Genomic DNA, 23,799 nt, shown 5'->3' with positions numbered 1-23,799 from the left:
GCCCCGCGCCATCAGGGTTCCAGCGCGGGTGCGTCAGTTAGTTGCTAGCCGTCCGATAATTGTGGCGATAGAAAATATGCACACCAATCCGAGCCGTTTCCTTGTAGACCCGCGCCCAGGACGGTTTCACCGCCTTGGTATGATAATGGGTCGCCCCTTCGGTCAGCGCATCGCTGAGGCCGTCAATCGCGGCACGGGCTACTTTGGACACCCGCTCATAGGCTTTTTTCTCTCGGATCACTTCCTTGCGGCCATCACAAGTATAAGTGAACTGGCACTGGTATTTCTTGCCGGTCCCTTGCTTGATCACCCCACACAGCGTGTCCGGAAAGCGGCTGCTGTCCACACGGTTCATGATGACCTCAGCCACGGCAAATTGACCGCGCACGCTTTCCCCACGCGCTTCGAAGTAAAGCGCCTCGGCCAGGCATTTGAAGTGCTCATCCCCGGTTGCGGCGGGCTGATCATCCAGCCAGTCCTTGGAGTAGGATATTTTCTGCTGTTCAAGTACCTTTCGGGGCTTGAACAAATTCAAGTATTCGCGGAAGTTTTGACCGGGCAGTTCAGTCCGAGTCACAAGTTCACGCTTGGCAGTATCAGTGGTTTCCCTCTCAGCGACGGAAACACTTGGCAGCACGGTTGCCGCCAATGTGGCAGCAGCCAGTATGTATCGTAGCATTCAGATAACCTCGCACAGGCACATTCGGCGCCATACCCTCCCCCGGCGGGCGCGACGAGGCTCATACCGAATTGAATCGGAAACGTCCAGTTTTCTAAAAAAAGCAAGTGGAAAATCGCCGTAACGTCAAAAATATATGACGACGGTGTGATTTGTTTCCTACTAATCCTAGCGGATTGTGCCGCTGTCAACCCCCAAGTCTGGACGAAATCGCCAGTTGAGCGGCAGCCAGCCGAGCGACCGGGACCCGGAAGGGTGAACAGGAGACATAGTCGAATCCAAGCGCACGGCAGATGGCAATTGATTCGGGGTTTCCGCCATGTTCACCACAGACCGATAGGGTCACGTCCGGTTTAACTTGCCGCCCCCTCTCAGCGCCCAGTTTCAGCAGTTCTCCCACGCCATCCGAATCCAACACGTGGAATGGGTCTTCGGCGAATACACCCTGCTGGACATAGGCCGACATAAAGCGTCCGGCATCGTCGCGCGACAGGCCGTAAGTCATCTGGGTCAGGTCGTTGGTACCGAAGCTCAGAAACGCAGTCTGCGGCGCAATCTCATCGGCGCGCAGACAGGCACGCGGGGTTTCGACCATGACACCCAGCCGATATTCAAACTCTTGCCCGCGCTCAGCCGCGACCGAGGCGGCAACCGTGTCGATGCGCGATTTGACGAGCTCGACCTCGCGCTTGGCCGAAACCAGAGGGATCATCACCTCGGGCACAACTGGTGCGCCGTTCTTGCTGGCCTCAAGCGTCGCCTCAAAGATGGCGCGGGCCTGCATGTCGTAAATCTCAGGCACGGTCACGCCCAGACGGACGCCGCGCAAACCCAACATAGGGTTATATTCGGTCATTGCGTCCACCCGGCGTTCAACGTCCGAGACCGGCAGATCCAGCGCTTCGGCCAGCTCACGCTGACCGCTGCGAGTGGTGGGCAGGAACTCATGCAATGGTGGGTCGAACAGGCGGATACAGACGGGTTGGCCTTCCATAATGCGGAACAGTTCGACAAAGTCTTCGCGCTGCATCGGCAAAAGGCGTTCCAGCACCGCCGCGCGACCCGAAGAGGTTTGCGCGAAGATCATCTCGCGCATCACGATCAGACGACCGGGATCAAAGAACATGTGTTCAGTCCGGCACAGTCCTATACCCTGCGCCATAAAGTTGCGTGCAGTCTGTGCGTCGGCAGGTGTGTCGGCATTAGCGCGGATGGCAATGTCACGCTCCGCGTCAGCCCAGCCCATAAGCGTTTGAAAACAATCGTCCAGGGCGGCTTCAAGCATTGCGGGCTGCCCTGCCAGAACCTGGCCCGAACTACCGTCGATTGTCAGAACATCCCCGGTTTTGAACATCCGACCATCCGGTGCGGTCAGCAGCTTCTTCTTGGTCTGGAATCGCATCTCGGACGCGCCGACTATGCAGGGCAGACCCAGACCACGGCCAATCACCGCCGCGTGGCTGGTCATCCCGCCCTTCTCGGTTAGCACGGCAACAGCTGCGTGCATCCCGCGCACATCCTCCGGCGCGGTTTCGCGGCGGACCAGAATACAGGGTTCACCCCGTGCGGCGCTGGCCTGTGCCTCGGCGGCTGTGAACACGATCTTGCCGGTAGCAGCACCCGGACTGGCGGCAATCCCGGTAGTCAGGACGTCGCGCTGCGCGTCTGGGTGAACCTGACGGTGCAACAACTCGTTCAGCGAATGCGGATCGACTCGCATCACGGCCTCTTGCGGCGGTATGATGCCGTCTTCGGCCAGACGCACGGCAATCCGGACCGCCGCCCGAGCGCTGCGTTGCACCCGCACACCGTCCAGAATATGGACATGACCGTTTTCGATCACAAACTCGACCTGCATCTCCTCGCGTAGCTTGGCTCGCATCTGCGCGGCATGTGCCTTCAGGTCAGCAAACGCGTCAGGCGCAACCTCTTCGAGAGATTTCCCGCGCGGGTCCTTTTCAAGATAGAGCGCGGCCACCCCTTCCCCCAGCGCATCGCGGCCCTGGCTCTGGCTCAGATAGCGACCGGTGATCTGCGGCATTCCTGTTGTCGGATCAATAAGTTGCAACACGCCCGACCCGCATTCTCCCTGACCGACGCCGGGTATCATCTCTTGAATCACAAGGCCCAGCCCGGCATCCGCGGGCGCACCTTTGGCCTGCCGCAGCAACCGCGCCGAAGTTCCATCCCACGCCCGCGCCATCGAGCGCAAAACCGCAACCAATTGCTCGCCCCGGTCCTGCGGAAAGCTTTCATCCGTCTCGTCTTCGTAGGCGCGCAAGGATTGTTGCAGACCTTCGCGCCCGTCCGCGTCGATCTCGTCAAACACATCCGCGTCCAGACGTGCCACGTGGATCGCGTAGCTTTGGACAAAACGCAGGTACAAAGCTGCCGCTGCCTCGACGCCCATCGAATCCGACAGGTCCACATAGCGCGCGTCGTTCATCCCGATATTCAGAATTGCGCCGGGACCACCCCAATCGGGGTCTTCAGAGCTGGGACGGACACACAACAGATCCGTCTGCGCGAACTGCTCCAGAATAGCGTCGATATCAGGAACTTGGCCCTGCGCAATGTTCTGCACCGCATCAAAAGACAGAGCCACGGTGCGCGGAACCGGCATATCCAGACGCACAAGCCGTTGCAGGCACTTCGCACGCCCCCCGTGCGACGAAGCGGTCACGGGCGCTGTGGGCGTAATTAATGTAGTATGCGGGTTATTCTGCACTGCGGCACCTTTTGTTTGCCCGCAGCATAAGCCCCTGCACCAATGGCGCAAGGGCGATCTGGATCAGCCCTCGATCTTGCTGAGGTCCGCGACGCGCGCGCAGACCTGCCGGATTTGGCTAAGCAGGTTCAGGCGGTTGCGCCGCAGGATGTCATTGTCGGTATTGACCTGAACATCCTCGAAGAAGGCATCCACCGGACCGCGCAGTGCGGCCATAGCGGTCATGGCTGCGGGGAAATCCTCGGCCTTCTGCGCGGCTTCGATCTTACCTTGCGCGTTATCAAGCGCCGCAAACAGCGCCTTTTCGCTGTCGGTCTCGGCGAACTTCACATCCGCACCGTAGGAATACTCGACCCCGTCCTTTTCCTCGGCCTGTGTGAGGATGTTGTTGGCGCGTTTGAAGCCCTGAACAAGGTTCTCGCCATCTTCGGTCGCGATCACCGCGTTCAGAGCACGAGCGCGTTTGACCAACAGGTTGAGGTCATCATTGCCGTCCATCGCGATACAGGCGTCGATGATGTCGTGGCGGATGCCCTCGTCTCGCAGGAACACCTTGAGGCGGTCGTGGAAGAAGGACAGCAGGTCCGCCGGAGCATTGCTGACGATCGCTGTCGCGGCTTCGACCTGATGAGCCAGCCCATGAACCTCTTGCGCGGCGGCCTCAGCATCCTCGGCCTTGGCTTGTTTCGCCTTGGCCTCTAGCAGGGCTGCCTGCCATTCGGGCAGTTTCAGCAAGCTTCCCAATGCCGATGCGAAGGTGTCATTCAGCGACAGTCGCAAATTGTTGTTCAAGATCAACCGGATCACCCCAAGCGCTGCGCGGCGCAGCGCAAACGGGTCTTTCGAGCCCGTCGGCTTTTCGTCAATCGCCCAGAACCCCGTCAGCGTGTCCAGCTTGTCGGCCAGCGCCACCGCCACCGAGACCGATGCGGTCGGCACATCATCCGACGGGCCAAGCGGCGAGTAATGCTCCTGACTGGCCTGCCCCACCTCGGCTGGCAATTCGGCAGCCTGAGCGTAGTAGCGGCCCATCAAGCCCTGCAATTCGGGAAATTCGAACACCATCTCGGATGACAGATCGGCCTTACACGACTGTGCGGCCATCATCGCCAGTGCGGGCGTCGCACCCGTTGCCCCGGCCAGTTCATGCGCCAGCGCGGCGATGCGCAGAACCCGCTCGCCCTGCGAGCCCAGTTCGGCATGGAACGTCACCGCATTCAGTTTCTCGACCCAAGGTTCGAACCCGTCGGACTTGACGATGCGCAGGTCGTTCTCCCAGAAGAACTTCGCATCCGCCAGCCGGGCGGACAGCACCTTTTGGTTCCCTGCCAGAATAGTCGCGCCATTGTCAGCGGTCTCGCGGTTGGCGACGGTTATGAACTGTTCAATCCGACCGGTCTTGGGGTTCTTCACCGAAAAGAACTTCTGATGTTCTTTCATCGAGGTCTGCAGAACCTCAGGGGGCAGGTCCAGAAATTCGTCATCGATCTTACCCATCAGAACCACCGGCCATTCGACCAGACCGGCAACCTCAGCCAGCAGGCCCTTGTCATCGACCACTTCCAAACCGGCGGCAAAGGCCATGTTCTGCGCGTCGTTCCAGATATGCTCGGCCCGGTCCGCAGGGTTCAGGTCCACAAAGGCGCGTTTAAGTTTGGCGGCATAGTCTTCGAAAGACGTGACCGAGAACCGATCCGGAGCCATGAAACGGTGCCCCCCCGTGGTATCCCCGGATTTGATCCCCTCGACCTCAAGCGGCACGACCTGCGCGCCCGCCTCATCCGACAGGATGCACAGGATCGAGTGTAAAGGGCGTACCCAGCGCAGCGGGCCGCTGCCCCAGCGCATCGACTTGGGCCATGGGAAATTGCGGATGGTGGCCTCAAGCACTTCGGCCACGATCTCGGCTGCCGGGCGACCGGCTTTTTCGATGGTGGCGAAATAAACCGCGCCCTTGGGGGTGTCGCGTTCTTCCAGCTGATCACGGGTCAGACCCGCACCACGCAGGAAGCCTTCGATGGCTTTGTCCGGGGCGGCGACCTTTGGGCCCTTGCGTTCTTCGCGGATGGTTGGGCTTTCCGCCAGCAGCCCCTCAACCGCCAGAGTCAGGCGGCGCGGCGTGGTCAGCGCTGCGGCCCCGGCATAGGTCAGACCGGCCTCGACCAGACCATCGGTAATCCGCTTTTTCAGATCCTCACCGGCACGGGCTTGCATCCGTGCGGGGATTTCCTCGGAAAACAGTTCGATCAGCAGGTCGGGCATGGTCGGTCCTTAGAAGTTCACGATCGTCTGGATGACGATGGCATTGGCAATATCCACAAAGAACGCGGATACAAGGGGCAGCACGATAAAGGCAATAGGCGACGGGCCATATCGCTTGGTAACAGCGGTCATATTCGCGATAGCGGTCGGAGTGGCCCCAAGGGCGAACCCGCCGAACCCCGCTGACAAGACAGCAGCGCGGTAGCTGCCGCCCATCACCGGGAACAATACCCAGATAACAAAAGCCACGGCCATAAGTGTCTGCGCTGCCAAAATCACAATGATAGCCAGCCCCAACTCGGCAATGGTCCACAGCTGCAAACTCATGAGTGACATGGCCAGAAACGCGCCTAGCGAGAACTCGGAAATAAGCGCCAGCGAGGGCGTTCGAGCAACTGGCGGAGCCTTGGGGAAAAGCGCAGAACGCAGATTGGCAATCACGATCCCCATGATTAGGCAAGGCACGAAAAGCGGCAGCTTCAACCCCGCCGCGCTGATGGCCTGATGAAGCAAATACCCGGCAACAATTGCGATGTTCAGATACAGCATCACCCGCATGATGGTCAGGTGATCCACCTTTGAGGCAGCCTCGGAGGGGTTTTCGGGTAGGCCGACGGTGTGCTCTTCGTCCGGTCGTTCAGGTGTCAGGTTCCGGCCCTCGATCAGATAACGCGCGATGGGGCCGCCGACTAGAGCCGCCAATACAAGGCCCAAGGTTGCAACGGCCACCCCCAGTTCGGTCGCGCCCTCTAATCCAGTTACCGCACCCACTTCGGGGGCCCAGGCGATTGCCGTGCCGTGCCCGCCGATCAGCGCGGCCGAGCCGAACAGCACCCCGGCCTGCGCCGGATAGCCAAAAAGCACTGCCCCAACAGCGCCCACGCCATTTTGCAAAACAATCGTCACAAGTGTCAGAATCAGAAGCAAAAGCAACGGCTTCCCGCCCGCGATCAAATCCGACAGCCGGGCATTCAAACCGATCCCTGCAAAGAACACCACCAGCAGGAAATCCCGCGCGGCCAGACCAAAAGTCATCTCAATCCCGAAAAGCAGATAAAGCCCCAGCAGAAAGACCGAGGCCAGCAACCCTCCGGTTACGGGTTCAGGGATGTTGAATTGCCGTAGCGCTGCTACACGGGCGTTGATCTCGGCCCCGATCAGATAGACAGCAAACCCCATTGTGGCCGTCAGGAAATCCGGGATTTGCAGCATCTCTTCGATCATTTCGCTACTCCTGCGGGCGCGGCGGGCACTCTTCGCCCACCACGGTTCCGTCATAAGCTTTTTCGCCGCAATTGTTCAGCGCATGCCAGACATAGCCTTTGCCGTCCTGCGTCACGGCAACGATCCGGTCCACGCCATAGTGGATGTTCTTTTGCCCCATGAAAGCCTGCGCCTGTCCCGATTTCAGTGCATCCGCAATCGTCACGGCATCATAACAGTCAAACCACCCGGGCGCGGTCAGTGGCTCAGCATTGTCCACCAGCTTGAAAGCGGCCAGATCTTCCTGGGTCAGCTCGGTTTCAAAGCAGGCCCGATACCGGATCGGAGAGCTGTCGGCATCAATCGCCTGAAACCCCGAGTAAGCAATTGGCTCCGCTTTTTCAGACGTCACAGCCACCAGCTGGACATCGCGTCCCGGCTGCGGATCGACCGAATAGTAAAACCCGTAAACCTGAAGGTAGTACATCCCTGCCCCGGCCAAAACGGCCGAGCCAAGCAACAGAAGAGCAAGCAGTTTTCCGGTCATTGGTCACGCAGCCTCTTTCAAATGCGCATGAAATCGGACAGGGTCCGGCACGTAACAGGTTGATACGAGGCTTATCGAATGGACTCCACCCTTACCGTCGGATTCTTCGGCGCTTTGTTTGCGATCATGAACCCGATCACCAACCTGCCCGTTTTCCTCAGCGTGACCGAAGGGTTGTCCTCGACCGATCAGCGTAAGGTGGCGGCGAAAGTGACGATCTATTGCCTGATCCTGGGGGGGGCTTTTGCGGCCATCGGCAATCAGGCGTTGGGGTTGTTTGGCATTTCGGTCGATGACCTGCGCGTTGCGGGAGGACTGGTCGTCCTGATGATCGGCCTCAACATGCTGAGCGGCAATCAAAGCACCACCCATCACGGTACCGAGGATGAAAAGCAATCCTATCCCGAACCCGACACCGTTGCATTCTATCCGCTGGCCTTTCCCATTCTGGTCGGTCCGGGCACGATCACGACTTTGATCCTCTATGCTCATCACATCACCAAACCAGTGGATGCGATGCTTTATGCAGGCGTATTTCTGGTCGTCCTGCTGTTGCTGTTCGTCACCTTCTGGAACGCATCGGAGCTGGCCAAACGCTTGTCCGCAAACGCGCGCGTTATTATGAGCCGCTTCATGGGCATGATCCTTTCGGCCATCGCCATAAGCATGATCGCCGACGGCCTGAAGGTGTTGCTGCCCGGATTGGCGTGATCTGGCCATCAAGCCTCGTACCCGGCAGCCTCGGTCATGACAAACGCATCTGCGCATTGCTTGGCCAGGGCACGCACCCGCCCGATATAGGCCTGCCGTTCGGTGACTGAAATCACCCCACGCGCATCCAGCAGGTTGAAGATATGGCTGGCCTTGATGCACTGATCATAAGCCGGATGCGCCATCACGATGCGCTTGCCCGTCTTTGGATCATCATGCTCTTGCGCCAGAATAGTGGCGCATTCCGCCTCGGCCTCTTCAAAGTGGCGCAGCAGGACCTCGGTATTGGCCACGTCAAAATTCCAGCGGGCGTATTCTTCCTCGGTCTGTTTGAAGATATCGCCATATTTCAACGGGCTGGGCGATTGAGGGTCGTTGAAGGGCATGTCCATCACATGGTCGATACCCAGCACATACATGGCCAGACGTTCCAGCCCATAGGTCAGTTCGCCCGAAACGGGTGTACAGTCGTGGCCGCCGACCTGCTGGAAATAGGTGAACTGGCTGACTTCCATGCCGTCGCACCAAACCTCCCAGCCCAGACCCCATGCGCCCAGAGTGGGACTTTCCCAGTCATCCTCGACGAACCTGATATCGTGCAGCTCCATGTCGATACCGATCGCTTCAAGCGAACCCAGATACAGCTCTTGCAGGTCCGGTGGGCTGGGTTTGATCAACACCTGATATTGGTAGTAGTGCTGCAATCGGTTGGGGTTCTCACCATATCGCCCGTCGGTCGGGCGGCGCGAGGGTTGCACATAGGCAGCAGCCCATGCCTTGGACCCCAGGGCGCGCAAAGTCGTCGCCGGGTGGAATGTGCCTGCACCGACCTCCATGTCATAGGGCTGCAGGATCGCGCAGCCTTTCGAGGCCCAATAGGACTGAAGCCGCAGGATAATCTCCTGAAAAGAACGAGGTGCGCTGGACTGTTCGGTCATGACATTCCCTTTGGGCGCCGCTGCGCCGGTAACGATGGGTTTTGCCCTTCCTATGCAAGGGGCCAAGGGGCGTCAACGGGCCAGTGCGTCCGGCCTGTCACTGCATCGCCACACTGCAAATTCCCCGCAATCTGGGCATGGTGTTCAACCCTGCACTTGGCGTACTCTGCCACCCAGATAAAAATTGCGGACACGGGCAGACAATGACACGCATATTTACAGCAATTCTATTTCTTTTCCTCTTCGGCACCCGCGCCGTTTTCGCCCAGCAAGAGGCAGGCGTCTGGGTTCAGGTCGAGGCACGGCCATCCCTGAGCCAAGCCCAAGAGCGCGCGCAGGCCTATGCGTCCCTTCTACCAGACGTGAATGGGTTTCGCTTGAACTCTGGCTGGTACGCTATTGTTATAGGACCGTATTTACGCGCTGATGCCGAGCAAGTTCTGAGGGTTTATCGCGCTGAAGGCCAAATCCCCTCCGACAGTTACATCGCGTTTTCCAACAGTTTTGGGCCGCAGTTCTGGCCTGTTTCGAGCACCAGCCAAGACCGCGCTGCAGTGGAACCTCCGACAACCGCTGCGCCGGAACAACCTGCAACCGGGCTGACGCCGCAGACATCAGATGAAACCCGCGCGCAGGCGCTACAATCCGAACGGCTGCTCAGCGCGCAGGATCGACGCGCGTTGCAAACCGCCCTTCAGGCCGCCGGGTTCTACAATTCGACCATTGATGGAGCTTTCGGGCAAGGCACCCGTCGTTCGATGGCGGATTGGCAGCGCTTCAACGGGTTCGAGGCCACCGGAGTTCTAACCACCGCGCAACGCACCACCTTGATGGACGACTACAACGCCCCTCTGATCAGCGTCGGGATGGCCCGCCATTCCGACCCGCAGGCGGGGATTGATCTGGACCTGCCGCTTAGCGCCGTTGCCTTTGACCGGTATGAGGCCCCGTTTGCCCATTTCAACAGCGCCTCTGACTTGAATGCCAAGGCACTGCTGATCAGTCAGGAAGGCGACAAGAACACCCTGCGCGCGCTTTACGAGGTCATGCAATCGCTCGAGATAGTGCCGCTGGACGGCCCTCGTCAGTTGCGCGGTGACCGTTTTACGCTCGAAGGGCGCGGCAACGGTATCGTGTCTTATACCGAAGCCAAGTTGCAAGACGGCCAGATCAAGGGCTTCACCCTTGTGTGGCCCGACGGGGATGAGGCCCGCCGCGCCCGTGTTCTGGCGGCGATGAAGGCCAGTTTTTCCACCAATGACGCCGTTCTGGATGCCAGCGCCGGGGCCGAGTCTGAGCAGCGCATTGACCTGATCTCGGGCTTGCAGCTGCGCAAACCCCGCCTGTCGCGTTCGGGCTTTTTCGCAGATGCCAACGGTACGATCCTGACCGTGGCCGAGGCTACCGACATGTGCACTCGCCTGACGCTGGACGGTGATCAGGAACTTCAGGTCGCCTGGACCGATGTGGATCTTGGCATTGCCGTCCTGCGGCCCAAAAGCACCCTCGCCCCGCTGAATGTTGCCGAGTTCAACGCCGTTACACCGCGCATTCAGACCGAGGTCGCCGTGTCCGGGTTTTCCTATGAAGGCGCGTTGGGCGCACCGACGCTGACCTATGGCCAGATCGCCGATGTGCGCGGGCTGAACGGGGAAAAGGGCGTGAAACGTCTGGCGCTGGCCGCACAACCCGGCGACGCGGGTGGTCCGATCTTTGACACCAGTGGTCAGGTTGTGGGGATGCTGCTGCCGACGCCCTCGGACGGCCGCACCCTGCCCGCCTCGGTCAGTTTGGCGGCAACAGCGGCGCGTCTGGGTGAAATACTTGATAAGGCCGGCGTTGCCGGTCAGACCGGTCAAGCCACTGGTCAGGTGTCCCCCAACGAATTGAACCGTCGCGCAACTGGTATGACTGTGCTGGTTCACTGCTGGGACTAAGCGTTTAACCCAAAACAGAAAAAGCGCCGCAAAACCCATGCAGCGCTTTTTTTATGCCAGGATGTCGGGCGTCACCCGTATCAGCGTCGGACCCGGCGCCGAGAATGCCCCACGAACCGTCTGCTGCATCTCCTCCAGGCTAGAGGGGTTTGCGGACAGAGCGCCAAACGCTTCGGCGAGTTTGCAGAAATCGGGGTTGCGCGCGACCACGGCGTTGGGTGCGATCTGCCCCCGGACCATGCTGTCCTCGATCTCTTTCAGCTTGGCGTTGTCCCAGAGAATGATGGGCAGAGACAAGCCCAGTTCGACCGCGACGCCAAGCTCGGCCATTGTGTAGTGAAACCCGTAATCCCCGGCCATCACCGCCGTCGGTTTTCCGCGCCGTGCAACCGCACCACCGATCCCGGCGGGTAGAGCGTAACCCAGCGTGCCGAACCCGGTCGGGTGATGCCAGTGGTAGGGGAAGGTCATGTCCCAGACCTCTTTGCCGACATAGGCTAGCTGGGTCATGTCCGAATAGATCATGGTCTCGGCCGGCATCGCTTCGCGCAGCGCGTCCAGCACGGGGACGATGCCGGGGCGTTCGGCGTCCACCTCGACCCGCCATTTCGCGCGGGCTTGCGCCACTTCGTCCTCGGTCCAGCCAGTTGCCGGTTTCACATGGTCGATCGCCGCCCAAAGCGCATGGGCGAAGCTTTCTCCATCCACCTGCAATTTGACCGCTGCCCGGTGGCGGTCGGACAGTACAGCCGGGTCCAGATCGACCCGCACCAGATTTCCGGAATGCCCCAGATCGTCGCGCCACAGGTCAACCTCACCCAGTTCCGACCCGACGACCACTACCAGATCAGCCGAGGCAATAACTTCTGCGCTGCCAGGCCGCGGCAGATAGGCCCCAAAATCCAACGCATAGTTCAACCCGGCCATGCCACGCCCCGCATAGGTGGTAAAACAGGCCGCCCCCAATTGGGTCAGGATCTGCCGCCACAGGTTGGACCGCGCCCCGCCCCCCAGGATGAACAAGGGCCTGCGGGCGATGTTCAGCATCGACAGAACAGGCGCGACATCCGGCGGCGCGGCCTTGGTGCGCATCCCCGGCTGGTTGGGAAACGGGGCCGGATCAGCCTCGGCCTGGAGCTGTTTGATCGGCACCTGAATATGCTTGGGACGCGGGCGCGACAGCTCAAATTCCTCAAAGGCGCGCTCGACCAGCCCGTAGGCGGCTTCGGCCGAGTTTGCCTGCACCGACCAATCCGCAACCGTATCGGCGGCCCCGCGCTGGTCCTTCATCTGGTGCAACTGGCCCTTTGACGCCTCGGTCTCGTCCAGACATGACGATAAAACCAACATCGGCACCGAATCAGAATATCCCTGCCCCATCGGTGTCATGATATTGCACAGGCCCGGCCCGGTGATCACATAGGCCACCCCCGGCTTGCCAGTTGCCCGCGCATACCCGTCAGCCATGAACCCGGCCCCTTGTTCGTGCCGAGCCAGAACATGGGTGATGCCCGCCTCTTCGATCCCCCGGTACATTTCCTGATTATGCACGCCGGGGATGCCGAAAATCACATCCACACCGCGATCCCGAAGCATATGCGAGATTTGCGCGCCGAGGGGTCTTTTCATCAGTTTCTCCAGAATTGAACGGTGAACAGGGCGTAAACGGCCAGAAGCTCAAGCCGCCCGACCAGCATCCCGATGGACAGCAACCACTTGGCGGTATCGCTCAGGCCCGCGAAATTGCCCGCCGGGCCGATCTGATCGCCAAGCCCCGGCCCTACATTGGCCAACGCCGTCGCCGCGCCTGAAACCGAGGTGATAAAGTCCAGACCCGTTAGTGCCAGAGCCCAAGCCAGAACGCCCATTGACAGCACAAAGAACATGAAAAAGCTCATCACAGAGGTCAGAACATCCGTACTTATCGGCCGTCCATCATACAAAGGCATGAACACCCCATGGGGCGAGCGGATGCGGCGTATCTGGGTCTTGATCGAGGCAAACAGTAACTGATAGCGGAACACTTTGATCGAACAGGCGGTCGAGCCCGCGCAGCCACCGATCAGGCCGATCAGGAAGAACACCATGACCGGAAAACTGCCCCAGGTCATGTAGTTCACGCTGGCATAACCTGTGCCCGAGATGATCGAGGTGATGTTGAAGAGAGATTCCCGGAACGCTTGTTCCCAGTGATGCGGAAAGACGGTTAGCAGAAAGACGGTCATTATCGCGACCAGCAGAAGGATCGTGGCCAGGAAGGCACGGATCTGGCTGTCTTTCCACAGCGAACTGGTGTTGCCATTTGCCAGTTGCACATAGCGCACGAAAGGAAGCGCCGCCAAAATCATGAACACCGAGGCGGCATATTCCGTCGGCCCCGAGAACGTCCCGAACGAGGCGTCGTAGTTCGAGAACCCTCCCGTCGCGATTGTGGTCATGGCGTGGACGACGGCGTCGAAAAAGCTCATGCCGAAGCCGGCATATACCAGCACACAGACGAAGGTCAGAAAGACGTAGATCAGGGAAATCTGACCCGCAATCTCTTGCGCGCGGGGTAGAATTTTCCCCATAGTTTCAAACCCTTCCGAGCGGAAGATCTGCATCCCGCCCACCCGAAGTTCGGGTAGAAATACCATAGCGACGACGATGATCCCGATCCCGCCCAACCATTGCAGCACTCCGCGCCACAGCAACAGGCCCTGCGGCAGCTTATCCAACCCGGAAATCACGGTCGAACCGGTGGTCGTCAGGCCGGACATCGCTTCGAAGTAAGCGTCGACAAAGCGCAGTTCTGTTGCGCCGATCAAAAAAGGGATCGCGCCGAAAAACGGCAGAGCGACCCAAACCCCGGTGGTCAGCAAAAAGGTCTGACGGATTGTCAGACCTTCGCCCACCCCGTTCGAGCAGCTCATTGCCAGAATGACGCCTGTCAGGACGGTGATGATCCCGCTTTCAAGGAACACATGCCATTCGTCGCGCCCTTCGATCAGGTCCGCAAGCAAAGGCAGAATCATGGTCGCCCCAAGAATGGCAACCAGCAGGCCAATCACATATCCAACCGGGCGTATATCCGTCATGAGGCGCAGCGTTGGCGCGCCTGCACGACTGTGTCAAGCGGATGCCCCGATTTACTTTTGCGTTTTGTTGGTCGCGCTGGGCATTGCGGGCGGCTTCGATGGCGCACGGGTCCGGCGGGTTGGTGCCACGACCTCTGCCTTGAGGGCTGCAGGTTTGACGGATTCGGCCTTGGGTGCAGCAGGTTTCGCGGCTTCGGCCTTGGGTGCAGCAGGTTTCGCGGCTTCGGCCTTGGGTGCTGCGGGTTTGGCAGGTTGCGCCTTGGGTGCGGCTGGTTTGGGTGCCTCTGCCTTGACCTTTGCCGTTTTTGCAACTGCGGGTTTTACCGCCGAAGGCTTAGGAGCGGCCGGTTTCGGCGCAGCTTTTGCGGTCACTGGCTTGGATGCAGCAGGGACCGCTGCCGGTTTCGGCGCAGCCTTAACCGCAGGCTTCGCCGCAACGGCGGCAGCTACCGGTTTTGCAGCCGCAGGCTTGGCTACGATGGGCGATTTAACTGCCGCTGGCTTGGCCGCAGCTGGTTTTTTCGCCACTGGTTTGGCTATGTGCGGTTTGTTGGCCGGTTTGGCAGCCACTGCTTTGGCCGGTGTGGATTTCACGGCTGCCGGTTTAGGTGATTCGGCGGCTGGCTTCGCTGCCGGTTTCGCTTTGACCGCAGGCTTGGCTTTAGCCGCCGGCGGCGTTTTCACCTTGGCAGCACGGGCTACCGGTTTCGGCTTGGCCGGCGCTGGAGGTTTCGGTGCAACAGGCGCGGGCGCAGCGGATGAGGCGTGCAGTGCCTGCACTTGAAAAAATGGCAGCTCCATCGCCGAGCAAGCCAGAATTTGCATGATTTTCATCTGGTTGCTCACCGCGTAGCCTGCCATGCGGATTGCGGCAGCCTGAAATTCCAAGGGCTGGGTAATCGGATTCATACGTAGTCTCTCCTCTGAAAGTAACGCAGCACGCTTGAGAAAAAGAGGCCCTGCCCGCCCTGGGATAACGGGCGGGAAACGATGTCACGCAGGATCAAGCGTTGCACGTTTCAGCTTCCTTCAGAGTGGCTTTCCCATTGACCAACGGTCTAACCACGGCTGCATTCCACATCAGTCTACTTCAAAGACCGTGCGAGCGCAGCATTTTTTGCTGCGATGCGGCAAAAACGTGCCGTAAGGTTAATCCTGAGACTTTGCGCGTTCAGCCGACATGGAACAGAGTCGAGAACAGCCTTGGGTCAAGGCTGGATGATACAAAGGTCGGCCCTTCGGTCAGAACCGATACAGCGTCGTGGCTGTGCAGGCTTTCCTGATGACTGGCGACTATGCGAAAATCACCCACGTGGTGGTCGGCCAGAAGTTCGGCGCAGAATAGGCGCGCAGCATCTTCGACAAAGATCGGGTTTGCGGCGTTCAGCTCGGCAAAGGCTTGCTCGTCCTCGCGTTTAACCATCACTTGTGTTTCCGTGGGCACGGCACGACGGCACAACGCGATCAGGTCCTCGAACCAAAGGCAATCGGCGTCGCAATCTACCACTACCGAAATCCGCGCCACCGACCGCTGTGAATGCGGCGTCGCCAACTGGCCACGTGTTGAACGAGCATGTTCGCTCAGCTCAAGCGAACAGGGACAAGTCGAAGAGTAGACATAGTCCAGATGCATGATCTTCTGGCGCACGCCGTTCTGTTCCACCAGCTCCAGCGCGATGTCGTAATACTGATAGCCTTCCAGCCCCGAGCGCAGGCTTTTCACCTTGTCGGGATAGGAAAACCGCATCTGTATACGCGCGTCAAAGCTGTCCAGATCGGTCATATAATCATCCAGCGCGGCTTCCATGACTTCGAAGCTGAACGTGCGCTCGGCGTGTTTGTAAAAGGACCGCATGATACGGGACATGTTGATGCCCTTCTTCTCGGCCTCAAGGCTGACCGAGCCCGTGACCGAGGTCTCAAGCGTCAGGTCTTCGCCATCCTTGCGGTGAAACCGGATCGGCAGGCGGAAATTCGAGATACCCACATGCTGAATTTGCTGCTTCGCTCCCCGGATCAAGCTGGACGGACCGTTTTGCAGATCGGGCAGCGTGGCGCGATAGGCCTCATCGGCCTTGAAGTCCTCGGGGTAGTCGCGCGACAAAGACGGATAGTTGGACGTCTCCTGCCCCGGCACAAGACGCGCGATTGCCGGATCAAGCTGACTGATCTCGGCGTCGGTCGCGGATACCGCCCATTTGCGCAGAACTTTCAGCGCCGCAGCGGCCTCGTCATGGTCGGGGGCGTCGTCAATGTCACGGGGATGCACGTTCATCGCTTGGGGTTCCTCGGGGTTCGCCGCCGGACTATATACAGCTTGGGCGTGTTTTCCAGTTTAACCGTATACGCCGGAAAACACAGTCCGGATCGATTTTTGGTGCGGGATGAGCGATTTACCACCCCGCACACATCTCTTTGAGCCTGTTTGTAGCACCGTTGACGCGACGTTTACTGCTGAGAAACGTCCAATGCGCGCTTAATATCGGCAAGCAGGTCGCTAGCATCTTCCAACCCGACCGAGAACCGGATCAAGCCGGGTGTAATGCCCAACTCGTCTTTCTGCGCATCGCTCAGGCGTTGATGGGTCGTTGTTGCCGGATGCGTCGCGATCGACTTGGCGTCGCCCAGATTGTTCGAGATCACCGGGATCGTCATCGCGTTGAGGAAAGCAAAAGCCGCTGCTTTCCCGCCCTTGATGTCCAGGGACAGAACCGTACCGCCCTTGCCGCCCAGCTGCGATTGCACCAACGCATTTTGGGCATGGGTTTTCAGCCCCGGATACAGCGTGCGTTCCAGCGCGGGATGGCCCTCCAACGCCTCGGCAATGATCTGCGCCGTCTCGGCCTGAGCATTCACCCGCAGAGCCATCGTCTCAAGCCCTTTGAGCATGACCCACGCGTTGAACGGGCTAAGCGCGCCGCCGGTATGTTTCAGATAGGGTTCAACGGTGCCACGGATGAACTCTTTGGTACTGATGATCACACCACCCAGAGCCCGGCCCTGCCCGTCAATATGCTTGGTTGCGGAATAGACCACCACGTCCGCGCCCTGCTGGATCGCGCGCGAAAAGACCGGGGTCGAGAACACATTGTCCACGATCACGGTTGCACCGACGGCATGGGCCAGCGTGGCCACCGCTTCGATGTCGATCACCTCAAGGGTGGGGTTCGACATGGATTCGAAGAAAACCGCTTTGGTGTCGGGGCGGATCGCCGCTTTCCACGCGTCCAGATCGGTGCCGTCGACAAAGGTCACTTCAACGCCGTAACGGGTCAGAATGTTTTCAAGGATATAGAGGCAAGAGCCGAACAAAGCCTTGGCCGAAACCACATGGTCGCCCGCCTTCAGCATCGATACCAGCGCCGCGTTCACCGCCGCCATGCCGGATGCGGTGGCAAAGGCGTCCTCGCCCCCTTCCAGCGCTGCGATGCGCTGTTCGAACATGGACACGGTCGGGTTGCCATAACGGGCATAGATAAACTCATCCGGGCCGGTCTCGATAAACCGCGCCTCGGCCTGTTCGGCGTTTTCGTAAACGAAGCCCTGCGTCAGAAAGATCGCCTCGGACACTTCGTTATATTGGCTGCGACGGATGCCGCCATGGACGGCCTGTGTGCGTTTGTTCCAGTTCTCGCTCATGTCATTCCTTTCGGCCCCTCTGTGGAGGCAAACAAAAAACCCCAGACGCGGCCAAGCGAAAGGGGTCTTTCATCCTGACCTTTTAGCGGTGTTGTTTAGCGTGGCCCGCAATCCGGTAACAAATCGCCACGTGGTGCCTTGCCCTTACGCCGCGCATGCAAAGGCGTCAAGCCTTAGGCGCAATCAGTCACGGTTTCGTAACAGTTTGCCCCTGCCCCCTTGCCCAATGGCCCGAAACCTTCATGATCGCCGTCAACCGAAGGAGAGACCATGATTGATCTGTATTTCTGGCCTACGCCAAACGGGTGGAAGGCGTCTATCGCTCTGGAAGAGATGGAGCTGCCCTACACCACCCATCTGATCAATATCGGCAAGGGCGATCAGTTCGATCCCGAATTCCTGAAAATCGCGCCCAACAACCGGATGCCTGCCATCGTGGACCCCGACGGCCCGGATGGAGAACCGATCTCGGTCTTCGAAAGCGGTGCTATCCTAATGTATCTGGCCCGCAAGACCGGGCGGTTCTATGGCGAAACCGAGCGCGACCGGATCGCCGTTGAGGAATGGCTGATGTGGCAAATGGGCGGGGTCGGACCCATGGCCGGTCAAGCGCACCACTTTTTGAAATACGCCCCGCAACTGGATCCGCCACAAGACCTGCCCTATGCCAAGGATCGCTATCGCACCGAAGTTGGGCGGCTTTACGGCGTGCTCGACCGGCGGCTGGCCGAGAATGAATATGTCGCGGGCGATTTCTACTCGATTGCAGACATGTCGATCTGGGGCTGGGCCAGCCTGTGGGAAGGTCAGCAACAGGTGCTGGAGGACAAACCTCATTTCACCCGCTGGCTGGAAACCGTCAGCGCCCGCCCCGGCGTTCAGGCCGGTCGCGCGCTGCACGCCGAGTTGCGCGGAGATCACCGGGACAAGCAATCGCAGAGCAATTTGTTCAAGCGATGAACACGGTCGGCGGCTGACCCTTTTCCGAAGGGTTCACATTCAAATCACCCCTCTACCGGTGGCACCGCCCGCTGGTAGAGATGCCATGTCGTATGCCCCAGAATCGGCAAGGTGAAGATCAGGCCCAGAAATGCCGGAACTAGTGACAACAGCATCGTGACCGAAATAATCGCCGCCCAACTCAGCATGACCACAGGGTTTTCGGTGACGACGCGGATAGATGTAAGCATGGCCGAGACAAAGTTGGTCTCGCGATCCAGCAACATGGGCATGGCGACGACAGTGACCGAGAACAGGACCGCGGAAAGGAATGCGCCTATGGCCGTGCCAACGGCCAGAAACGTCCAGCCCTGCGGGGTAAAGAAGACGATGTTCAAAAACCCGTCCAAATCCGAGAACGAGGCGTTTTGCAGGATAATCGCCAGCCACAGCCGAACCTGATAAACCCATACCCAGAAAATGAACAGGGTGACAAAGGCCATCCAGCCCATCTCGCGTTTGCGCTGATGGGCCATGACGGTCAGGATGTCGGACCACCCGAACGCCTGTCCCTTTTGCAACCGGCGTGACATTTCATACAGCCCGGCGGCTGCAAATGGTGCAATCAACGGAAAGCCGACAATGGCCGGAATGATCATCCAGATCTTGCCCAGCCAGACCATGACCCAAACCAGTAGAATGCCGAAGACCGCATAGAACAGACCAAAAAAGCCGCTCATGACCGGGCGCGCCAGAAAGTCGGAAAACCCGGCCTTCAAAGAGGCCGTGATATCGTCAGCAGTGATCGTATTGACGTTGGCCCTGTCCTGTGGCTGGGGCGTCAGGTCGTCTGGCGGTGTGGAATCTGCGGTTTTGGATGGCATGTCACGGTCCTCCCAAAGCGTGGCACGGCAGCCTGTCGGCGCCGCCAAAGTTCCGATGATGAAACTGTGCATCAACGCTGACGTTTGGGCAAGGCAGGAGTAAGTTTCAGGCGGGCCGTGTACCGTATATCGGCATGTCCAAGAACCACCGGGACAAGCGATAGTCGGCAGAGTGCTAAATCGATCCGCCGCTTTTACCAGGCGGATCTTCATTAAACTGCTCGAAAAACCGCGCAAGCCCGACCAATGGCGACACATACGGCAAGTCGACCAGCGCAATCGAGGACAGACCTTCGGCGGCATCCAATCTAGCATGCAAATGGTCCGCTCCGAAATCCTGCACCCAAAAACCCAAATCTTCGTACAGGTTTCGTCGACTTCTGATTGTCACTGTCTCACATATCGCGGTCTGCCCTTCGCCGCGGACAGTCAAGCGTTCGACATCCACGTTGGCCTCTCCTTCAACCATATAATACGTCGAAATAACCTGACTCGTACCGCTCTCTTGCTCGATCTTGCATTTATAGAGCATTTCCATGTTCTCCGGGTCCCAGGTGTCGGGATTTACCGTGTTCATGTTCATCGAGACCGTGAATAACCCATCGTCACCCACCGGACCGGTTTTGTATTTTCTACTATAGCTGTCAGGTGCTGTCTTCAGAATGTCAAAGGCACGCTGTGCAGGGATGAGGTATCTGGCGCGCGACTTCCATTCCCGCAAACCAAGGGGAACATGCAGAAAAACGCTGGGCAGCCAGTTCAGGCCGAGCCATAAGAAAAAACAGACCAGAACCGTTCCGATAATCGTCCAGGCTGTTACCTTCCCTTGATTTTGCGTTGGCGCAAGGTCGGGCAGCATCTCAATCACCGGCAAGAGCATTAGGGTCATACCAAGCACTAAGGCCGTTGTGACCGTCTCCCACCAGACCCGCGGATAAATGAGCACCAGTAACATGATTGCAAATACACCAAACAAGGCCGTCACGAGTTGCATTTTCGGACCCGCCAAAAGTGCGGAATGACCAAATACCTGCGTCCCCACAGCCCATGGCACGAACAAAAGAATCAAACTAAGAAATATCAGCCGACGTAGTCGAAATACGCGGTACAAATACTTGTTTTTCATAATGTAATACCCGTCAAACTGGTGACTGAATTACATTCAACCTTGGCAAAACCATGACGTCTGGGTGTTTTCTTCTCACTTGCTTTGGGGCGATTGCCCCTCCCCCCGTACCAACACGTCCAACATGGCCGAGATATCTTCGATCTCTTCCGCGATCACATGGGTTACGGAATGCGCCCGCTGCATCCGCCCCGTGATCCGCAGCAACCGGCCCGAGATCACCGCCCGGCGAAATTGTTCATACATCGCGCGCCAGACAACCACGTTCACGATGCCGGTTTCGTCCTCCAGCGTCAGAAAGATCACGCCCTTGGCTGTACCCGGCCTCTGCCGCAAGATCACCAGCCCGGCCACGGTCACACGCGCATGATCGGGCGGATCGTCCAGCCGATTGGCTGGCAGGCAAGCGGGTGGGCGCGGCCAGTCTCGGTTTGAAACTGCACTGCGAACAGGGGCAACAAGCATGAGAACAAAAATAGAACATATCACAGGAATGTCCAGTCGCGGCATCCCGAGTCGCAAATGAGGGTGGAAAGACCTAAATGGCTTGACTAAGGAAGGTTTCGAACATCGTAAAAGGAAGACGCACGCAATGGCAAAGATCACCTATGTCGAGCATGGCGGTACCGAGCACACTGTCGAGGTCGCCAACGGACTGACCGTCATGGAAGGGGCCCGTGACAACAACATCCCCGGCATCGAGGCCGATTGCGGCGGCGCCTGCGCCTGCTCGACCTGTCATGTTTATATCCACCCTGATTGGGTCGAGAAGGTGCCTGCCAAAGACGACATGGAAGAGGACATGCTGGACTTTGCGTTTGAGCCCGACCCAGAGCGGTCCCGCCTGACCTGCCAGATCAAAGTCACCGACGCGCTGGACGGTCTGGTCGTTCAGATGCCCGAGAAACAGATCTGATGATCTCCAAAGCGCCGCGCCGACTCTCTCGCCTCTGGCAAGGCAGGTCTCGCGGCGCGCTTATGGCAATGTGCTTGTGGTTGGTCACAACAGCCCCTGCCATTGCAGATACGATTGTCGCGGCTCGTTATACCGAACCCACGACCCGATATCCTCATGGCGTCCTGGGGGATCAGATCGAATATGGAGCGCTTGAGCTTACCATAGAAAACACGCCTGCCACACAAGGCTCGACGGGCGCCAAGGAACGATCTGCCCTGACCATCCGCCTGCCCGAAGACCGTGTTTTCGAAGATCTAGCGCCTCGGCTGTCGGACGTTGATCAAAACGGCACGCTCGAAGTTCTGGTTGTCGAAGCCCAGAAGGATACAGGCGCTCAACTCGCCATCTATAACGCGCACGGGGAAAAGATCGCCGCCACCCCGCATATCGGCACCCGTTTCCGCTGGCTCGCACCGATCGGCGCGGCCGATCTGGACGGCGACGGCTACGTCGAGATCGCCTATATCGACCGCCCTCACCTGGCCAAAACCCTGCGCATCTGGCGCTTCAAAGATGGCGCACTGACCGAAATCGCGGTACTGCCTGGTCTGACAAACCACAAAATTGGAGAAGCTTATATTTCGAGCGCCATCCGCGATTGCGGCACCGGCCCCGAGATGGTCGTCGCCAGCGCCGACTGGAGCACCATCGTCAGCGTTTCTTACCGAGGCGATTGGCAAACCCGCGACCTTGGCCCCCTCAAGAAGCGCAGTGACCTAACAAACGCACTCATTTGCTGATCCGCCCTTCATCTGGCCCAAAATATCCCGGGGAGCGCGAGGGGCTGGCCCCTCGCCCCAAAAAATCGAGACGGGCGCAGCCCGGCAATCAGATCACAAAGCGCGCCAGCCGATATCGCGGCGAAAGAACCCATCGGGCCAGTCAATCCCATCCACCATCGCATAAGCCCGATCACGCGCCTCCTGCAATGTCTCGCCCCGAGCGGTGACGTTCAGAACCCGACCACCCGTGGCCAATACCTGCCCATCCGCAGCCTTGGTCCCGGCATGAAAGACCATGTTCTTGCTGTCCTCGGGCAGCCCGTCCAGACCGCCAATAACACTGCCCTTCTCGTAAGACCCCGGATATCCCTGAGCCGCCATCACAACGGTCAGCGCATGATCATCGGCCCAGTTCACCTGCGCCTCACGCAAACGGCCCTCGGCTGCGGCATGCATCAGATCCATCGCCTGCGCGCCCAGGCGCATCATCAGCACCTGACATTCGGGATCGCCAAAGCGCACATTGTATTCCACCAGTCGCGGCTGCCCGTCCTTGATCATCAAACCCGCATAGAGAACCCCCTGAAACGGCATCCCGCGCTTTTTCATCTCGGCCACGGTTGGCTTGATGATCTCTTCCATCGCGCGGGCTTCGACCTCGGCGCTCAGGACCGGAGCCGGAGAATACGCTCCCATCCCGCCTGTATTCAGCCCGGTATCCCCCTCGCCTACGCGCTTATGGTCCTGCGCGGTGCCGACCGACAGGATATCCTCACCGTCACACAGCACGAAAAGCGAGGCCTCCTCGCCCTCCATGAATTCTTCTATCACCACCTCGGCCCCGGCCCCGCCAAAAGCCCCGCCAAACATGTCGTCGATGGCCTCCAGCGCGGTCGCCTCGTCCATCGCCACGATCACGCCCTTGCCGGCGGCCAGACCATCGGCCTTGACCACAATCGGCGCGCCTTGTTCGCGGATATAGGCCTTGGCGGGCTCGGCCTCGGTAAAGCGCCCATAGGCTGCCGTCGGCGCGCCCGAGGCGTCGCAGATTTCCTTGGTAAAACTCTTTGATGCCTCCAACTGCGCCGCCGCAGCCGAGGGGCCAAAGACAAGAACACCCGCTTCGCGTAGGCGGCCGGCAACCCCAGCCGCCAAGGGGGCCTCAGGGCCGACAATCACAAAATCAATCGCGTTGTCTTCGGCAAAGCTGACCACAGCGCCGCCATTTTCGATGTCCAGAGCCGCGCAATCGGCAATCTGAGCAATTCCGGCATTGCCCGGCGCGACGATCAGACGGTCACACTTGGGGTTCTGCATCACCGCCCAGGCTAGGCTGTGTTCGCGTCCACCGCTCCCGAGAATGAGGATATTCATGACTGCTCTCCGATCTGCTTGGCCTCGCCTTCCGCGCGTTCTAAGCTGGGTGGGCATTTGACACAAGGCGCTGAA

General features: G+C 59.2%; 20 protein-coding genes and 1 riboswitch. Of the genes, 6 read left to right on the top strand and 14 right to left on the bottom strand.

The features are described from left to right. Positions 1–37: 37 nt before the first annotated feature. From GOV80_RS10030 to GOV80_RS10010, 5 genes are all read right to left on the bottom strand, one after another. Positions 38–679 carry a cell wall hydrolase gene (locus GOV80_RS10030; RefSeq protein WP_170769407.1) on the bottom strand — a complete coding sequence of 214 codons (642 nt, stop codon included), beginning with the start codon at positions 677–679 and terminating at the stop codon, positions 38–40. Between the two features lie 187 nt (positions 680–866). After that, the gene (locus tag GOV80_RS10025) at positions 867–3,362 is read right to left on the bottom strand and encodes a putative PEP-binding protein (protein ID WP_331252071.1); all 2,496 of its coding nucleotides are present in this window, start codon (positions 3,360–3,362) and stop codon (positions 867–869) included. A 108-nt stretch (positions 3,363–3,470) separates the two neighbouring features. Continuing rightward, the gene (glyS, locus tag GOV80_RS10020; protein WP_170784376.1) at positions 3,471–5,669 is read right to left on the bottom strand and encodes a glycine--tRNA ligase subunit beta; all 2,199 of its coding nucleotides are present in this window, start codon (positions 5,667–5,669) and stop codon (positions 3,471–3,473) included. Between the two features lie 9 nt (positions 5,670–5,678). Further along, complete coding sequence (gene gltS / locus GOV80_RS10015; RefSeq protein WP_174819315.1) at positions 5,679–6,893, bottom strand: sodium/glutamate symporter; 1,215 nt, start codon at positions 6,891–6,893, stop codon at positions 5,679–5,681. A gap of 4 nt (positions 6,894–6,897) precedes the next feature. Beyond that, complete coding sequence (locus GOV80_RS10010) at positions 6,898–7,419, bottom strand: DUF6446 family protein (RefSeq protein WP_170769404.1); 522 nt, start codon at positions 7,417–7,419, stop codon at positions 6,898–6,900. A 78-nt stretch (positions 7,420–7,497) separates the two neighbouring features. Between GOV80_RS10010 and GOV80_RS10005 the strand changes: the two genes are divergently transcribed. Continuing rightward, a complete protein-coding gene (locus GOV80_RS10005; protein WP_170769403.1) occupies positions 7,498–8,130 on the top strand; it encodes a MarC family protein in 633 nt (210 codons plus the stop codon). Between the two features lie 8 nt (positions 8,131–8,138). Here GOV80_RS10005 and GOV80_RS10000 read toward each other — a convergent pair whose 3' ends face one another. Beyond that, a complete protein-coding gene (locus GOV80_RS10000; RefSeq protein WP_170769402.1) occupies positions 8,139–9,068 on the bottom strand; it encodes a glycine--tRNA ligase subunit alpha in 930 nt (309 codons plus the stop codon). Between the two features lie 203 nt (positions 9,069–9,271). Between GOV80_RS10000 and GOV80_RS09995 the strand changes: the two genes are divergently transcribed. Then, entirely contained in the window at positions 9,272–11,005 is a 1,734-nt protein-coding gene (locus GOV80_RS09995) for a serine protease (protein ID WP_170784374.1), read from the top strand. 51 nt (positions 11,006–11,056) lie between these two features. Here the strand turns inward: GOV80_RS09995 and GOV80_RS09990 are convergent, their stop codons facing one another. Together GOV80_RS09990 and GOV80_RS09985 are read right to left on the bottom strand one after the other, a co-directional pair. Next, positions 11,057–12,634 carry a thiamine pyrophosphate-binding protein gene (locus GOV80_RS09990; protein WP_170784372.1) on the bottom strand — a complete coding sequence of 526 codons (1,578 nt, stop codon included), beginning with the start codon at positions 12,632–12,634 and terminating at the stop codon, positions 11,057–11,059. After that, the gene (locus GOV80_RS09985; protein WP_170784370.1) at positions 12,634–14,082 is read right to left on the bottom strand and encodes a TrkH family potassium uptake protein; all 1,449 of its coding nucleotides are present in this window, start codon (positions 14,080–14,082) and stop codon (positions 12,634–12,636) included. The genes GOV80_RS09990 and GOV80_RS09985 overlap by 1 nt, the downstream gene beginning before the upstream one ends. On the opposite strand from GOV80_RS09985, the gene GOV80_RS09980 reads away from it, so the two are divergent. Next, positions 14,081–14,866 carry a hypothetical protein gene (locus GOV80_RS09980; protein WP_170784368.1) on the top strand — a complete coding sequence of 262 codons (786 nt, stop codon included), beginning with the start codon at positions 14,081–14,083 and terminating at the stop codon, positions 14,864–14,866. The two genes, GOV80_RS09985 and GOV80_RS09980, sit on opposite strands and share 2 nt — an antisense overlap. Positions 14,867–15,253: 387 nt before the next feature. Here the strand turns inward: GOV80_RS09980 and folE2 are convergent, their stop codons facing one another. Together folE2 and metZ are read right to left on the bottom strand one after the other, a co-directional pair. Further along, positions 15,254–16,357 carry a GTP cyclohydrolase FolE2 gene (gene folE2, locus GOV80_RS09975; RefSeq protein ID WP_170784365.1) on the bottom strand — a complete coding sequence of 368 codons (1,104 nt, stop codon included), beginning with the start codon at positions 16,355–16,357 and terminating at the stop codon, positions 15,254–15,256. A gap of 173 nt (positions 16,358–16,530) precedes the next feature. Then, positions 16,531–17,721 (bottom strand): O-succinylhomoserine sulfhydrylase, encoded by a 1,191-nt coding sequence (gene metZ / locus GOV80_RS09970; RefSeq protein ID WP_170784364.1) that lies wholly within the window; start codon positions 17,719–17,721, stop codon positions 16,531–16,533. Positions 17,722–17,783: 62 nt separating this feature from the next. Continuing rightward, a riboswitch (SAM riboswitch) is annotated at positions 17,784–17,861 on the bottom strand. 130 nt (positions 17,862–17,991) lie between these two features. Here metZ and GOV80_RS09965 point away from each other — a divergent pair. Further along, complete coding sequence (locus GOV80_RS09965; RefSeq protein WP_170784363.1) at positions 17,992–18,681, top strand: glutathione S-transferase N-terminal domain-containing protein; 690 nt, start codon at positions 17,992–17,994, stop codon at positions 18,679–18,681. Between the two features lie 44 nt (positions 18,682–18,725). Here the strand turns inward: GOV80_RS09965 and GOV80_RS09960 are convergent, their stop codons facing one another. The 3 genes from GOV80_RS09960 to GOV80_RS09950 all read right to left on the bottom strand — a co-directional run bounded on the left by GOV80_RS09960 (position 18,726) and on the right by GOV80_RS09950 (position 21,135). Further along, on the bottom strand, positions 18,726–19,544 hold the full coding sequence (locus GOV80_RS09960) for a DUF2189 domain-containing protein (RefSeq protein WP_170769394.1): 819 nt from the start codon (positions 19,542–19,544) through the stop codon (positions 18,726–18,728). A gap of 175 nt (positions 19,545–19,719) precedes the next feature. Further along, entirely contained in the window at positions 19,720–20,670 is a 951-nt protein-coding gene (locus GOV80_RS09955) for a hypothetical protein (protein WP_170784362.1), read from the bottom strand. Positions 20,671–20,745: 75 nt separating this feature from the next. Beyond that, positions 20,746–21,135 carry an OB-fold nucleic acid binding domain-containing protein gene (locus GOV80_RS09950; protein ID WP_237215751.1) on the bottom strand — a complete coding sequence of 130 codons (390 nt, stop codon included), beginning with the start codon at positions 21,133–21,135 and terminating at the stop codon, positions 20,746–20,748. Between the two features lie 127 nt (positions 21,136–21,262). On the opposite strand from GOV80_RS09950, the gene GOV80_RS09945 reads away from it, so the two are divergent. Together GOV80_RS09945 and GOV80_RS09940 are read left to right on the top strand one after the other, a co-directional pair. Then, on the top strand, positions 21,263–21,586 hold the full coding sequence (locus GOV80_RS09945; protein ID WP_170769391.1) for a 2Fe-2S iron-sulfur cluster-binding protein: 324 nt from the start codon (positions 21,263–21,265) through the stop codon (positions 21,584–21,586). 62 nt (positions 21,587–21,648) lie between these two features. Beyond that, positions 21,649–22,368, top strand: a complete 720-nt coding sequence (locus tag GOV80_RS09940) for an FG-GAP repeat domain-containing protein (protein ID WP_237215749.1) — start codon at positions 21,649–21,651, stop codon at positions 22,366–22,368. Positions 22,369–22,461: 93 nt separating this feature from the next. On the opposite strand, the gene purD is transcribed toward GOV80_RS09940, so the two are convergent. Continuing rightward, positions 22,462–23,724 (bottom strand): phosphoribosylamine--glycine ligase, encoded by a 1,263-nt coding sequence (gene purD / locus GOV80_RS09935; protein WP_170784361.1) that lies wholly within the window; start codon positions 23,722–23,724, stop codon positions 22,462–22,464. Positions 23,725–23,799: the final 75 nt, after the last annotated feature.

The organism is Ruegeria lacuscaerulensis, from assembly GCF_013034685.1.
GTDB lineage: Bacteria > Pseudomonadota > Alphaproteobacteria > Rhodobacterales > Rhodobacteraceae > Ruegeria > Ruegeria lacuscaerulensis_B.
This window is presented reverse-complemented; position numbering and strand designations above follow the sequence as displayed.